Source organism: Enterobacter sp. 198 (assembly GCF_009025585.1).
GTDB lineage: Bacteria > Pseudomonadota > Gammaproteobacteria > Enterobacterales > Enterobacteriaceae > Enterobacter > Enterobacter ludwigii.
Genome location: NZ_WCIM01000030.1, coordinates 696,251 through 711,330 on the forward strand (window position 1 = coordinate 696,251; position 15,080 = coordinate 711,330).

Consider the following 15,080-nt stretch of genomic DNA (forward strand, 5'->3'; position numbering starts at 1 on the left):
AAGTTCCTGTAGTCAGTGCCGATAACACCGTTAATAAATCTATGAGAAGGTGTTGTATGTTGAACCGTATCCGCGTTGTCACAATGCTTATGATGGTGCTGGTCATTTTCGCACTTCTTCAGCTTACCTCCGGCGGGCTTTTTTTCTCGTCACTTAAACAAAACCAGGACAGTTTCGCCGCCTCGAACGATCTCCGCGTACAGCAGAGTGAACTGACCTCGACGTGGGATCTGATGCTGCAAACGCGTATCAACCTGAGCCGCTCTTCCGCCCGCATGATGATGGATCCAAATAATCAGCAGAGCAGTGCGAAAACGGAACTGCTGAAAAATGCGCGGGCGACCCTTGCTGACGCCGCGAAACACTACGACGCCTTTAAGAAAATCACGCCACAGCCTGCCATGGCGCAGGTGAGCCAGAATATCGATGAAAAGTACAACGCCTACTATGCCGGTCTGACGGAGCTTATTCAGTTCCTGGAAAGCGGCAACATGGACGCGTATTTCGCGCAGCCTACCCAGGGGATGCAAAACGCCCTCGGTGCGGCACTCGGGGAATATGCCAAAGCCAGTGGCAACCTGTATCACTCGGCCTTTACGCAAAGCCAGAATGATTACCGCTTTGCCAAATGGCAGATGGCCGTCATGGCGCTGGCGCTGGTCATCGTGCTGGTGGGCGTGTGGTATGGCATTCGCCACATCCTGCTTAATCCTCTCGGTCGCGTCATTGCCCACATTCGCGAGATTGCCGGTGGTGACCTGACCAAAACGCTGACCGTTTCCGGGCGCAATGAAATTACCGAGCTGGCAAACAGCGTTGATCATATGCAGCGCTCGCTAATTGAGACCGTCGCCAACGTGCGTAACGGATCGGAAGCGATTTATACCGGTACCAGCGAAATTGCGATGGGCAACAACGATCTGTCGTCGCGCACCGAACAGCAGGCGTCGGCGCTCGAAGAGACCGCCGCCAGCATGGAGCAACTTACCGCGACCGTGAAGCAGAACGCGGACAACGCCCGTCAGGCCTCACAGCTGGCGGAAAGCGCGTCCGAAACGGCGCAGCGAGGCGGTCGCGTGGTGGACGGCGTGGTGAAAACCATGCACGAAATCGCCGACAGTTCGAAGAAAATCGCCGACATCATTAGCGTTATCGACGGCATCGCTTTCCAGACCAATATCCTCGCCCTCAACGCCGCCGTTGAAGCCGCACGTGCGGGCGAGCAGGGGCGCGGGTTTGCCGTGGTGGCCGGGGAAGTGCGCAACCTTGCCAGCCGCAGTGCCAACGCGGCGAAAGAGATCAAGGCCCTGATTGAAGACTCCGTTTCCCGCGTCGATACCGGCTCCGTGCTGGTAGAAAGCGCAGGGGAAACCATGAATGACATCGTGAATGCCGTTACCCGCGTAACGGACATCATGGGTGAAATCGCCTCTGCGTCGGATGAGCAGAGTCGTGGTATCGACCAGGTCGCTCTGGCGGTATCGGAAATGGATCGCGTGACACAACAAAACGCCGCGCTGGTGCAGGAGTCCGCTGCGGCGGCCGCTGCGCTGGAAGACCAGGCAAGCCGTCTGAAGATGGCCGTCTCGGCGTTTCGTCTCGCTTCACTCGCTGGAAACACGGTCACCCCGCAAGCAACGTATCTCGCGCCTGCCGCAGCAGCGGCAGCGACCCGTAAACCTGCAGCGACGACCGGACATGAAAACTGGGAAACATTTTGACTGACATTTAAACCGCGGCTGCTTGCCGCATGATGGGAGCGTGGATGTTAAATCGTATTCGTATCTCGACCACACTGTTTTTGATTCTGATCCTTTGCGGTGTGTTGCAGGTTGGCAGTAACGGGTTGTCTTTTTGGGCGTTTCGCGATGGCTATCAGAATTTGCAGGAAGTTGAGGCGAGTAACCAGCAGCGCGCCGCCGTGGCACAGACGCGCGCCGTACTGTTGCAGGCAAGCACGGCGCTGAACAAAGCGGGAACCTTAACCGCCCTGAGTTATCCGCCGGATGACATCAAGGCGTTGATGGTGACCGCGCGCGACAGCCTGAAGCTGGCTGACGCGCAGTTTAACGCCTTCGCGGCACAGGACGCCGGCAGCGCGGAAGTGAAAGCGCTGAAAGTCGCGATGAAGAAGCGTTTTGATCAGTGGCACAGCGACCTGGAGCACCAGGCGACCTGGCTTGAGAACAACCAGCTCTCGGACTTTATGACCGCGCCAGTCCAGGCGTCCCAGGCGGCGTTTGATGCGAGCTTTAATGCCTGGCAGCAGAACATTAACCAGTTTGTCCAACGCGCCGGGAATGACAGCCGTAAAAACTACCATATGTCAGGCGTGATTTTTGCCGTGGTGGTGATTCTGGCGGTGCTGCTGACCGGCGGTGCCCTGTACTGGTCGCGCAGAATGATTGTGCAACCGCTGGCGATCGTCAGCAGCCACTTCGACAGTATTGCGAAGGGTAACCTGGCGCGTCCGGTGGCGGTGTACGGCAAGAACGAAATTTCGGCGATTTTTGCCAGCCTGAAGGCGATGCAGGGCGCCCTGCGGGAAACGGTCTCCGATGTGCGACAGGGCAGTTATGCCATGCACACCGGGATCTCGGAGATTGCGGCAGGTAATAACGATCTCTCGTCGCGTACCGAGCAGCAGGCAGCTTCGCTGGCCCAAACGGCTGCCAGCATGGAGCAGCTCACCGCGACGGTAAGCCAGAACGCGGATAACGCGCGTCAGGCGTCTGACCTGTCCAGACAGGCGGCGATGACGGCGAAGAAAGGGGGCGATCAGGCCTCTCACGTGGCCAGTACAATGCAGGACATTGCCGCCAGTTCACAGAAAATTGGTGACATCATCAGCGTGATCGACGGTATTGCGTTCCAGACCAACATTCTGGCGCTGAACGCGGCCGTTGAAGCGGCACGAGCCGGTGAACAGGGGCGTGGTTTTGCGGTTGTGGCCGGTGAAGTCCGTAATCTGGCGAGCCGCAGCGCCAACGCCGCGAAAGAAATTAAAGGACTGATTGAAGAGTCCGTTTCGCGCGTCCAGCAAGGCTCTGCCCTGGTGGACACGGCGGCGAAAACCATGCACGAAATCGTCACCTCCGTTACGCGGGTTAACGACATCATGGGCGAGATTGCTTCTGCGTCCGATGAACAGCGTCGCGGAATTGAGCAGGTGGCCCAGGCGGTAAGCCAGATGGATCAGGTCACGCAACAAAACGCCTCGTTAGTGGAGGAAGCGGCAGCGGCAACCGATCAGCTGGCCAGCCAGGCGGATCATCTGACCGGGCTGGTCGCGGTATTTAATGTGAAAGAGCACGTTGAAGCAGTAACAGAAGTCGGGCGGTCGCAGGCCGTGCCAGTTGTATCCTGAATGTAATTAAGAAGGCGCTATGACATCACCAATGCCCCCAGGGCAAACGTCATTACTGTTGCAGATGACACAGCGCCTCGCGCTGTCCGACGCGCATTTTCGTCGGATATGTCAGTTAATCTACCAGCGTGCGGGGATTGTGCTTGCCGATCATAAGCGAGACATGGTCTACAACCGTCTGGTGCGGCGCTTGCGTACGCTGGGGCTGGACGATTTTGGTCGCTATCTGAGCATGCTCGAAGCGAACCAGAACAGCGCAGAGTGGCAGGCTTTTATTAACTCGTTAACCACCAACCTGACCGCATTTTTCCGTGAAGCTCACCACTTCCCGGTCCTGGCGGAGCACGCGCGTCGCCGCAGCGGGGAGTATCGCGTCTGGAGTGCGGCCGCCTCAACCGGGGAAGAGCCGTACTCGCTGGCGATCACCCTTGCCGACACGCTGGGCATGGCGCCTGGACGCTGGAAAGTCTACGCCAGTGATATTGATACCGAAGTGCTGGAAAAGGCACGCAACGGCGTGTATCGCCAGGATGAACTGAAAACGCTGTCACCTCAGCAGTTGCAGCGTTACTTCATGCGCGGGACCGGCCCGCATGAAGGCCTGGTGCGCGTGCGCCAGGAGCTGGCGAACTGTGTCGAATTCGCGCCCGTTAACCTACTGGATAAGCAGTACAACGTGCCGGGGCCGTTCGACGCTATTTTTTGCCGTAACGTCATGATCTATTTTGATAAAACGACGCAACAGGACATTCTGCGTCGGTTTGTTCCGTTGCTCAAGCCTGACGGTTTACTGTTTGCCGGGCACTCGGAAAACTTCAGCAACCTCGTGCGTGAGTTTAGCCTGCGTGGGCAAACGGTATATGCGCTGAGTAAGGAAAAAGCATGAGTAAAATCAGGGTGTTGTCTGTCGACGATTCTGCGCTGATGCGCCAGATCATGACTGAAATTATCAATAGCCACAGCGACATGGAGATGGTGGCGACAGCGCCTGATCCGCTGGTAGCGCGGGATTTAATTAAAAAATATAACCCCGACGTGTTAACGCTGGATGTCGAAATGCCGCGCATGGATGGCATTGATTTCCTGGAAAAATTGATGCGCCTGCGGCCCATGCCGGTGGTGATGGTCTCATCCCTGACCGGAAAAGGATCTGAAATTACCCTGCGTGCGCTGGAGTTAGGGGCGGTGGATTTTGTCACCAAACCTCAACTTGGCATTCGTGAAGGGATGCTGGCGTACAGCGAAATGATCGCCGAGAAGATCCGCACCGCGTCACGTGCGAAGCTTGCCGCGCACAAACCGATGGATGCACCGGTAACGCTGAAGGCCGGTCCTTTACTCAGTTCAGAAAAACTGCTGGTGATTGGGGCGTCAACCGGGGGAACAGAGGCAATTCGTCATGTACTCCAGCCATTGCCGCTGTCAAGTCCGGGTATTCTGATCACGCAGCATATGCCGCCAGGCTTTACCCGCTCGTTCGCCGAGCGTCTGAACAAGCTGTGTCAGATCAGCGTGAAAGAGGCGGAAGACGGTGAGCGCGTACTCCCCGGCCATGCGTATATCGCCCCGGGTGACAAGCATATGGAGCTGGCGCGCAGTGGCGCTAACTATCAAATCAAAATTCATGACGGGCCGCCGGTAAACCGGCACCGTCCGTCGGTGGATGTGCTGTTTCATTCGGTGGCGAAACATGCGGGGCGCAACGCCGTTGGGGTGATCCTGACGGGGATGGGTAACGACGGTGCCGCCGGAATGCTTGCAATGCACCAGGCTGGCGCCTGGACGATTGCGCAGAATGAAGCAAGTTGTGTGGTGTTCGGCATGCCGCGCGAGGCCATCAATATGGGTGGCGTGAGCGAAGTGGTCGATCTTAGCCAGGTAAGCCAGCAAATGCTGGCGAAAATCAGTGCCGGACAGGCAATACGTATTTGACTCAGGAGTATTATTTTATGGCGGATAAAGAGCTTAAGTTTTTGGTTGTGGATGACTTTTCCACCATGCGTCGTATCGTACGCAACCTGCTGAAAGAGCTGGGCTTCAACAACGTTGAAGAAGCAGAAGACGGCGTTGATGCGCTGAACAAACTGCAGGCGGGCGGGTTTGGTTTTGTTATCTCCGACTGGAACATGCCAAACATGGACGGTCTGGAACTGCTGAAAACCATCCGTGCGGACGCGGGAATGGCGTCATTGCCGGTTCTGATGGTGACCGCAGAAGCGAAAAAAGAGAACATTATTGCCGCAGCACAGGCGGGCGCTAGTGGCTATGTTGTGAAGCCGTTCACTGCGGCCACCCTGGAAGAGAAGCTCGGTAAGATCTTCGAGAAACTCGGCATGTGAGGTGTTGGTTATGATGATGCAACCTGCTATGAAACCCGTTGAAGAACACTCGCCCAGCGATATCATTGCCCGCATCGGCAGCCTGACACGCATGCTGCGTGACAGCCTGCGTGAACTGGGGCTGGACCAGGCAATTGCCGAAGCGGCGGAAGCCATTCCGGATGCCCGCGATCGTCTGGACTATGTTGTGCAGATGACCGCTCAGGCGGCTGAACGTGCGCTGAACAGCGTTGAAGCGTCACAACCGCATCAGGATGCGATGGAGAAAGGCGCGAAAGCGCTGACCAAACGCTGGGATGAGTGGTTTGAGAATCCAATCGAGCTGGCGGATGCCCGCGAGCTGGTCACGGATACCCGTCAGTTCCTGGGCGATGTGCCGGGCCACACCAGCTTTACCAACGCGCAGCTGCTGGACATCATGATGGCGCAGGATTTCCAGGACCTCACGGGCCAGGTTATCAAGCGCATGATGGATGTGATTCAGGAAATTGAACGTCAGCTGCTGATGGTGCTGCTGGAGAACATTCCGGAACCGGCCGCTCGTCCAAAACGCGAGAACGAAAGCCTGCTCAACGGTCCACAGCTCGACGCCACCAAAGCGGGCGTTGTGGCAAGCCAGGATCAGGTAGACGATCTGCTGGACAGCCTTGGTTTCTGATTGAGGTGATGACCCTCAGGTTGCGTGCGCAACCTGAGGGTATGCCGCTTAATTTTGAGTGCATAACGCTGGGGTGGCTGGCCCTTGCTCACGCCCTACTTGCTGACAGTGTTGCCAAACGCTATCTCAAATTTTTTTGCCGTTTTTTACTCATCACCCGATTGCTCCGACGCTGAACTGGCTAAAAGAACCCGGTTATTGGGTTTTTTCAACCCATTGATGAAAGGTCAGGCTGGCATGATACCCCTGACTAAATGGGCTGCGAGCAGGCACTGTGGCAGAAGAGAACGACGACAAAACGGAAGCCCCCACACCCCACCGACTAGAAAAAGCGCGTGAGGAAGGGCAGGTCCCCCGATCCCGAGAACTGACATCCCTGCTGATCCTCATCGTAGGCGTGTGCATTATCTGGTGGGGTGGGGAGGCGCTCGCCCGCAAACTGGCGGGAATGCTCTCGGCTGGCCTACGTTTTGACCACAGTATGGTCAACGACCCTAACCTGATCCTCAGCCAGATAATCCTGCTCGTTAAAGATGCCATGCTTGCGCTGTTGCCCCTGATTACCGGCGTCGTGCTGGTGGCGCTGGTCTCGCCCGTAATGCTGGGCGGTCTGGTGTTTAGCGGGAAATCGCTGCAACCCAAGTTTTCGAAACTGAACCCGCTGCCGGGGATTGCGAAAATGTTCTCGGCGCAAACCGGTGCGGAGTTGCTTAAAGCGATTCTGAAATCGGTCCTGATGGGCAGTACCGGCGGTTTTTTTCTGTGGCACCACTGGCCGGAAATGATGCGTCTTATCAGCGAATCGCCGTTAACCGCGATGAGCAATGCGCTGAACCTGGCCGGGCTCTGTGCCCTGCTGGTGGTGCTCAGCATTATTCCCATGGTGGGTTTTGACGTTATCTTCCAGCTTTACAGCCACTTCAAGAAACTGCGCATGTCTCGTCAGGATATTCGGGATGAATATAAGCAGATGGAAGGTGACCCGCACGTGAAAGGGCGTATCCGCCAGATGCAACGTGCTGCCGCCCGTCGACGGATGATGGAAGATGTGCCAAAAGCCGACGTCATTGTGACTAACCCGACACACTATTCCGTTGCGCTGCAGTACGACGAAAACAAAATGAGCGCGCCGAAAGTGGTGGCGAAAGGGGCGGGGCTCATCGCCCTGCGTATTCGTGAAATTGGTACCGAAAACCGGGTGCCCATACTCGAAGCGCCTCCGCTGGCGCGAGCGCTGTATCGCCATGCGGAAATTGGACAACAGATCCCAGGACAACTCTACGCCGCGGTGGCGGAAGTGCTGGCCTGGGTATGGCAGTTGAAACGCTGGCGTCTGGCTGGCGGTCAACGGCCAGTGAAACCTGAGAACCTTCCGGTGCCTGACGCGCTGGATTTTATGAACGAGAAGGACACTGATGGCTAATCTGGTGGCAATGTTGCGCCTGCCCGGCAACCTGAAATCGACGCAATGGCAGATCCTTGCCGGACCGATTCTCATCCTGCTAATTCTGTCGATGATGGTCTTGCCGCTTCCGGCGTTCATCCTCGACCTGCTTTTCACATTCAACATTGCGTTGTCCATTATGGTATTGCTGGTGGCGATGTTCACCCAGCGCACCCTTGAGTTCGCCGCATTCCCGACCATTCTGCTGTTTACCACCTTGTTAAGGCTGGCGCTGAACGTGGCGTCAACCCGTATCATTCTGATGGAAGGCCACACCGGTGCTGCCGCGGCGGGTAAAGTGGTTGAGGCATTCGGCCACTTCCTGGTCGGCGGTAACTTTGCCATCGGTATCGTGGTGTTCGTCATTCTCGTCATCATTAACTTTATGGTTATCACCAAAGGTGCCGGACGTATCGCGGAAGTGGGCGCGCGTTTTGTGCTTGACGGGATGCCGGGCAAGCAGATGGCCATCGACGCGGATCTGAACGCCGGGCTTATTGCCGAAGATGAAGCCAAAAAGCGCCGCTCGGAAGTGACGCAGGAAGCTGACTTCTACGGCTCAATGGACGGTGCGAGTAAGTTTGTTCGCGGTGATGCCATTGCGGGCATCCTGATCATGGTGATTAACGTGGTCGGCGGCCTGCTGGTGGGCGTGCTGCAGCACGGTATGGACATGGGCCACGCGGCGGAAAGCTATACGCTGCTGACCATTGGTGACGGTCTGGTGGCTCAGATCCCGGCGCTGGTCATCTCAACGGCGGCGGGGGTTATCGTGACCCGCGTCAGTACCGATCAGGATGTTGGCGAGCAGATGGTCGGGCAGCTCTTCAGCAACCCGCGCGTGATGCTGCTGGCCGCCGCGGTGCTGGGCCTGCTCGGTCTGGTGCCGGGAATGCCAAACCTGGTGTTCCTGCTGTTCACTGCGGCATTGCTGGGTCTTGCCTGGTGGATGCGTGGCCGTGAGATGACCCCGGCAGCGGAACCTGCTCCGGTAAAAATGCCGGAGAACACGCAGGCCGTGGAAGCGACCTGGAACGACGTTCAACTGGAAGACTCGCTGGGAATGGAAGTAGGGTATCGCCTCATCCCGATGGTCGATTTCCAGCAGGATGGCGAACTGCTGGGCCGAATCCGCAGCATCCGTAAAAAATTCGCCCAGGACATGGGCTTCCTGCCGCCGGTGGTTCACATCCGCGACAATATGGATCTGCCGCCTGCGCGCTATCGTATTCTGATGAAAGGCGTAGAGATTGGCAGCGGTGATGCTTATCCAGGCCGCTGGCTGGCCATTAATCCAGGCACCGCGGCGGGTACGCTGCCGGGCGAGCAAACCATCGACCCGGCCTTTGGCCTGGCTGCCATCTGGATTGAAAGCGCGCTGAAAGAGCAGGCGCAAATTCAGGGCTACACCGTGGTGGAGGCGAGTACCGTGGTGGCGACCCACCTGAACCATCTGATTGGACAATTCTCGGCAGAGCTGTTTGGTCGTCAGGAAGCCCAGCAACTGCTCGATCGCGTCACGCAGGAGATGCCGAAGCTGACGGAAGATCTCGTGCCAGGCGTTGTGACGCTGACCACGCTGCACAAGGTGCTGCAAAACCTGCTCGAGGAAAAAGTGCCGATCCGCGATATGCGTACCATTCTGGAAACCCTCGCCGAGCATGCACCGTTGCAAAGCGATCCGCACGAACTGACGGCGGTGGTGCGCGTGGCACTGGGGCGGGCGATCACGCAGCAGTGGTTCCCGGGCACCGGGGAAGTGCAGGTTATCGGCCTCGATACGCCGCTTGAACGTCTGCTGCTGCAGGCTCTGCAGGGCGGTGGAGGGCTGGAACCTGGCCTGGCCGACCGTCTGCTGGAGCAAACACAAGAGGCGCTGGCGCGTCAGGAGATGCTGGGTGCGCCACCGGTTCTGCTGGTGAACCATGCGCTGCGTCCGCTGCTGTCGCGCTTCCTGCGCCGTAGCCTGAACCAGCTGGTCGTGCTGTCGAATATGGAGTTGTCGGATAACCGTCATATCCGTATGACGGCGACGATCGGAGGAAAATAATGCGTAAGTGGTTATGGATTTTACTTTTTCCGCTGGTGGCCCAGGCCGCCGGGGAAGGGACCTGGCAGGCCAGCAGCATTGGCGTGACCCTCAGCAACCGCGGTGTCGCCATGTCTTCGCGACCGCTATCACCGACTGAGCCGGTGTCCGGTCTGATGACCCTGGTGGTCTGGAACTACACGCTTATTGGCCCAACGCCTGCCGGGCTTCGGGTACGGCTGTGCTCCCAGACACGCTGTACGGAAATTGACGGAGAGAATGGCACCACTCAGGCCTTCAACGGCGTGCCTGCTGTCGAACCTTTGCGCTTTATCTGGGAAGTGCCGGGCGGCGGACGCCTGATCCCTGCGCTGAAAGTTCAACGTAATTCCGTCATCGTCAACTACCGCTAATACCCCGCTTTCTACGCCAGCCATCAGTCATTTCTGATGGCTGGCTCGCAAAAAATGACCTCCTCTTTTGATGTAAAAGAAACGCTGTTTTATAAATCAGTGACACGCGTAACGACACTCTTTGCATTTTTGCCAGCCGCTTGCCGGTGATGGCAAAAACAGAAAGGTATCACCAGGTCGATACTCTTACTGTAGCCGTGTAATAACTCCCGGATCAGATTTTGCTTACAGGGAGTCTCCCAAAACTGAGTAGGGTTGACGGCAATGAAAACACGAAAAATTGGACTCGCAAATTATCTTGCTTACGGGTCAGGCGATTTCCTCGGGGCGGGAACCACCGCCCTGACGGCGGCCTGGCTTTTGTATTTTTATACAACGTTCTGTGGACTCTCCCCGATTGAAGCAACCTTCATCTTTGCTGCCGCAAGGGTACTGGATGCCGTCGTCAGCCCTTTGATGGGCTTTTTGACCGATAACTTTGGCACGACCTGGCTCGGCAAGCGCTTCGGTCGGCGTAAGTTCTTTATTCTGCTGGGGATCCCGTGCGTATTCAGCTACTCCCTGATGTGGGTGGGGGAGATGAGTTTCTGGTATTACCTGCTGACCTATCTGGTGTTCGATATCGTCTACACCATGATTCTGGTGCCGTACGAAACGCTGGTGCCGGAAATGACCGATGACTTTAAACAGAAAACCCGCTTCTCAGGTGCCCGTATCTCGATGGCGCAAATGTCTGCCATCCTGGCCTCATTCCTGCCGGGGATCCTGCTCACGCATTTCGGCAAAGACAACGCGGTCTCCTTTTTCTATGCAAGCCTGGTCTTCTCCGTGCTGTGCGCGCTGATGCTGATGCTCGTCTGGTTCTTCACCTGGGAGCGACCGCGGGAAGAGTGGAGCGAAGCCGCCCTGCGTGCCGAAGAGGAGAAGAAGAAACTGTCGCTCGGGCAGAGCCTCAACCGCCTGTTTGTGGAGTTGAGCTCTACGCTGCGCGTGAGAATTTTTCGTCAGCATCTGGGGATGTACCTTGGCGGGTATATCGCCCAGGACGTCTTTAATGCCGTGTTTACCTACTACGTGGTTTTCGTGCTGATGCAGGAAGCATCCATGGCCTCCAGCCTGCTGGGCACGATGGCCATCTTCCAGTTTATTGCGGTTATCGCCATGATCCCGCTGTGCATTCGCTTCGGACCCGCGCCGTCCTATCGGATGGTCGTGGTGCTGTTTGGCCTGGCATCGCTTTCCTACGCCGTGCTGTATTACGCGGGCCTGAGTGATATCTACTCTCTGTTATTGCTGGTCTCTGCAGTTGCCGGACTGGGACGTGGTGGGATCAACTATGTGCCGTGGAATACCTACACCTACATTGCTGATGTCGATGAAGTGATCACCGGCCAGCGCCGCGAAGGGATTTTCGCCGGCATCATGACGCTGACCCGCAAAGCCTCGCAGGCGGGGGCGGTAATGCTGGTGGGCATTGTGATGCAGATGTCCGGCTTTGTCAGCGGACAAAAGACCCAGCCCGCGGAAGTGAGCCACACCATTCTGCTGATCCTGAGCGTGGGAACGCTTCTGGTTCTGTTCTGCGGCTTCCTGGTCTCGCTGCGTTTCAAACTCAATTTGCACACCCACACCACGCTGCGTGAAGAGACCGCCAAAATGCGCGCGTCTGGTCGCGCCATTCCTGAGAGTGCGACACCGGAAGCCCGCGCCACCGTGGAGATGCTGGCCGGTATGCCTTATGCGTCGCTGTGGGGCAATAACAACATCGGTTATCTGAATCGTAATAAGCCTGCGGCACCTTCGCTGAAGGGGCGCGCGGTACTGAATTCGACATACAACAGAGGTTAAGATAATGAAAGTTTGGCCGGTCAAACACAGTCCACTCCTGCGTCAGCCTGCGCATTTCATCGCCCGGGACGAGCTGAAATCGCTGATTGAAAAGGTGACGCATAACCTCGTTAATATCCACGATACAACAGGTGAGTTTTTACTGCGCCTGGACGACGGGCGGGTCATTGACACCAAAGGATGGGCAGGCTGGGAGTGGACCCACGGCGTGGGGTTATACGGTATCTGGCAGTATTACTGCCAGACGGGCGACGAAGCGATGCGTGACATCATTGACCGCTGGTTTGCCGATCGTTTCAGGGAAGGGGCGACCACCAAAAACGTGAATACCATGTCACCGTTCCTGACGCTGGCATATCGTTACGAAGAGACCAGAAACCCGGCCTGGCTGCCGTGGCTGGAAAGTTGGGCGGAGTGGGCCATGAATGAGATGCCGCGCACCGACCATGGCGGCATGCAGCACATCACCCTGGCGGAAGAGAATTCTCAGCAGATGTGGGATGACACGCTGATGATGACGGTTCTGCCGCTGGCGAAAATCGGCAAGCTCCTTAATAAACCGGAGTACGTTGAAGAGGCGGTGTATCAGTTTCTGCTGCACGTGCAAAACCTGATGGATCGCGAGACCGGCCTGTGGTTCCACGGCTGGAATTACGAAGGCCACCATAACTTTGCGAAGGCACGCTGGGCACGAGGCAACAGCTGGCTGACCATCGTGATCCCGGATTTCCTTGAGCTGGTGGATTTGCCTGAACATAACGCCGTTCGTCGCTACCTTGTGCAGGTGCTGAACGCACAGATTGCGGCCCTCGCCAAATGTCAGGACGATAGCGGCCTGTGGCATACGCTGCTCGACGATCCGCACGCCTACCTTGAGGCGTCAGCCACGGCAGGCTTTGCCTACGGTATTCTGAAAGCGGTGCGTAAACGCTATGTCGGCGCTGAATATGCTGAGGTGGCGGAGAAAGCGATTCGCGGCATTGTGGAAAATATTTCGCCAGAAGGAGAGTTACTGCAGACGTCGTTCGGTACGGGGATGGGCAGCGATCTGGCGTTCTATCGCCAGATCCCACTCACGTCGATGCCCTATGGACAGGCCATGGCAATCCTGTGTTTAACGGAATACCTGCGCAAATATTTTTGAACATAAAAAACCCGGCGATGGCCGGGTTTGTTTATTACATGCGCTCTACGGTTTCGATACCCAGGGTATCCAGACCCAGCTTCAGGGTCTTCGCCGTCAGCTGAGCCAGCTTCAGGCGGCTGTTGCGGACCGCTTCGCTTTCCGCAGACAGGATAGGGCAGTGTTCGTAGAAACCGGAGAACAGACCCGCCAGATCGTACAGGTAAGAGCACATCACATGCGGGGTACCGTCACGTGCGACAACGGCCAGCGTCTCTTCAAACTGCAGCAGACGTGCCGCCAGCTGGGCTTCGCGATCTTCGGAAATGATTACCTCAGCATTGGCCAGCGCGCTTTCATCGATACTGGCTTTACGGAACACGGAGAGCACGCGGGTGTAGGCGTACTGCATATACGGCGCAGTATTACCTTCAAAGGCCAGCATGTTATCCCAGTCGAAGATATAGTCGGTGGTACGGTTCTTGGAAAGATCCGCGTACTTCACTGCACCGATACCCACGGCGTTGGCGAGTTTTTCCAGCTCATCGGCAGGCATATCCGGATTCTTCTCGGCCACCAGACGGCGGGCGCGTTCCAGCGCTTCGTCCAGCAGGTCGGACAGCTTCACGGTACCGCCTGCACGGGTTTTGAACGGCTTACCGTCTTTACCCAGCATCATGCCGAACATATGGTGTTCAAGCGGCACGGAATCCGGCACGTAGCCTGCTTTGCGCACGATAGTCCACGCCTGCATCAGGTGCTGGTGCTGACGGGAGTCGATGTAGTACAGCACGCGGTCCGCATGCAGCGTTTCGTAACGGTATTTCGCACAGGCGATATCGGTGGTGGTGTAGAGATAGCCGCCATCCTTTTTCTGGATGATCACGCCCATCGGTTCACCTTCCTTGTTTTTATACTCATCAAGGAACACGACCGTAGCGCCTTCGCTCTCAACCGCCAGGTTTTTGGCTTTCAGGTCGGCCACAATGCCAGGCAGCATCGGGTTATAGAGGCTTTCACCCATCACATCGTCACGGGTCAGGGTAACGTTCAGACGATTATAGGTGAGCTGGTTCTGGGACATGGTGATGTCAACCAGTTTACGCCACATCTCGAGGAAGTACGGGTCGCCGCCCTGCAGTTTTACCACGTAACTGCGCGCGCGCTCGGCAAAAGCATCGTCTTCGTCGTAGTGTTTTTTAGCTTCGCGGTAGAACCCTTCCAGGTCTGCCAGGGCCATCTCACCCGCGTTTTCCTGCTGCTGTTTTTCCAGGTAAGCAATCAGCATCCCGAACTGGGTACCCCAGTCGCCCACGTGGTTCGCGCGGATCACTTTGTGACCGAGGAACTCCAGGGTACGCACGGCCGCGTCACCGATAATAGTGGAACGCAGGTGCCCGACGTGCATCTCTTTCGCCACGTTTGGCGCTGAGTAGTCAATCACCACGGTCTGCGCTTCTGGCTGGGAGACACCCAGACGGTCAGATTTCAGCGCCGCGTCAACGTGGCGTGCCAGGAAAGCAGGCTCAAGGAAGATGTTGATAAATCCAGGGCCGGCGATTTCAGTTTTGCTGGCAATACCGGTGAGATCCAGATGAGTCAGCACCTGCTCGGCGAGTTGTCGCGGCGGCATACCCAGTTTTTTAGCCACTGCCATCACGCCATTAGCCTGATAGTCGCCAAACTGTACTTTTGCTGACTGACGAACCTGCGGTTCGCAATCCGCAGGCGCACCTGCGGCAATCAGTGCCTGACTGACTTTTTCGGAGAGAAGAGCCTGAATATTCACCTGGATACCTTACATTTTTGATGCGGGCAAATAACCGCCCGCGCCAGTTAAAGAATTTAGGGCGGGAGTA

At 56.8% G+C, this 15,080-nt stretch carries 12 protein-coding genes; 11 read left to right on the forward strand and 1 reads right to left on the reverse strand.

What is annotated here, in order from left to right:
- The first annotated feature begins 56 nt into the window (after window positions 1-56).
- The 11 genes from tar to F8561_RS21655 all read left to right on the forward strand — a co-directional run bounded on the left by tar (window position 57) and on the right by F8561_RS21655 (window position 13,242).
- On the forward strand, window positions 57-1,721 hold the full coding sequence (gene tar / locus F8561_RS21605; RefSeq protein WP_151887928.1) for a methyl-accepting chemotaxis protein II: 1,665 nt from the start codon (window positions 57-59) through the stop codon (window positions 1,719-1,721).
- 44 nt (window positions 1,722-1,765) lie between these two features.
- Window positions 1,766-3,367, forward strand: a complete 1,602-nt coding sequence (tap, locus tag F8561_RS21610) for a methyl-accepting chemotaxis protein IV (RefSeq protein WP_126487935.1) — start codon at window positions 1,766-1,768, stop codon at window positions 3,365-3,367.
- A gap of 19 nt (window positions 3,368-3,386) precedes the next feature.
- Window positions 3,387-4,253, forward strand: coding sequence for a protein-glutamate O-methyltransferase CheR (cheR, locus tag F8561_RS21615; protein ID WP_014170664.1), 867 nt, complete (start codon window positions 3,387-3,389; stop codon window positions 4,251-4,253).
- Window positions 4,250-5,299 carry a protein-glutamate methylesterase/protein-glutamine glutaminase gene (locus tag F8561_RS21620; protein ID WP_014170663.1) on the forward strand — a complete coding sequence of 350 codons (1,050 nt, stop codon included), beginning with the start codon at window positions 4,250-4,252 and terminating at the stop codon, window positions 5,297-5,299. The genes cheR and F8561_RS21620 overlap by 4 nt, the downstream gene beginning before the upstream one ends.
- A 17-nt stretch (window positions 5,300-5,316) precedes the next feature.
- Window positions 5,317-5,706 (forward strand): chemotaxis response regulator CheY, encoded by a 390-nt coding sequence (cheY, locus tag F8561_RS21625; RefSeq protein ID WP_000763862.1) that lies wholly within the window; start codon window positions 5,317-5,319, stop codon window positions 5,704-5,706.
- 13 nt (window positions 5,707-5,719) lie between these two features.
- Window positions 5,720-6,364 carry a protein phosphatase CheZ gene (gene cheZ, locus F8561_RS21630; protein WP_013096065.1) on the forward strand — a complete coding sequence of 215 codons (645 nt, stop codon included), beginning with the start codon at window positions 5,720-5,722 and terminating at the stop codon, window positions 6,362-6,364.
- A 274-nt stretch (window positions 6,365-6,638) separates the two neighbouring features.
- Window positions 6,639-7,787, forward strand: coding sequence for a flagellar biosynthesis protein FlhB (flhB, locus tag F8561_RS21635; protein WP_014170659.1), 1,149 nt, complete (start codon window positions 6,639-6,641; stop codon window positions 7,785-7,787).
- Window positions 7,780-9,858 carry a flagellar biosynthesis protein FlhA gene (gene flhA, locus F8561_RS21640; RefSeq protein ID WP_014170658.1) on the forward strand — a complete coding sequence of 693 codons (2,079 nt, stop codon included), beginning with the start codon at window positions 7,780-7,782 and terminating at the stop codon, window positions 9,856-9,858. Before flhB ends, flhA begins: the two co-directional genes overlap by 8 nt.
- Window positions 9,855-10,250: a flagellar protein FlhE gene (gene flhE, locus F8561_RS21645; protein ID WP_123266835.1), complete on the forward strand. Its 396-nt coding sequence runs from the start codon at window positions 9,855-9,857 to the stop codon at window positions 10,248-10,250. The genes flhA and flhE overlap by 4 nt, the downstream gene beginning before the upstream one ends.
- A gap of 264 nt (window positions 10,251-10,514) precedes the next feature.
- Window positions 10,515-12,098 carry an MFS transporter gene (locus F8561_RS21650; protein WP_025203842.1) on the forward strand — a complete coding sequence of 528 codons (1,584 nt, stop codon included), beginning with the start codon at window positions 10,515-10,517 and terminating at the stop codon, window positions 12,096-12,098.
- 4 nt (window positions 12,099-12,102) lie between these two features.
- Window positions 12,103-13,242 (forward strand): glycoside hydrolase family 105 protein, encoded by a 1,140-nt coding sequence (locus tag F8561_RS21655; protein WP_032680772.1) that lies wholly within the window; start codon window positions 12,103-12,105, stop codon window positions 13,240-13,242.
- 34 nt (window positions 13,243-13,276) lie between these two features.
- On the opposite strand, the gene argS is transcribed toward F8561_RS21655, so the two are convergent.
- On the reverse strand, window positions 13,277-15,010 hold the full coding sequence (gene argS / locus F8561_RS21660; RefSeq protein ID WP_014170653.1) for an arginine--tRNA ligase: 1,734 nt from the start codon (window positions 15,008-15,010) through the stop codon (window positions 13,277-13,279).
- Window positions 15,011-15,080 lie beyond the last annotated feature (70 nt).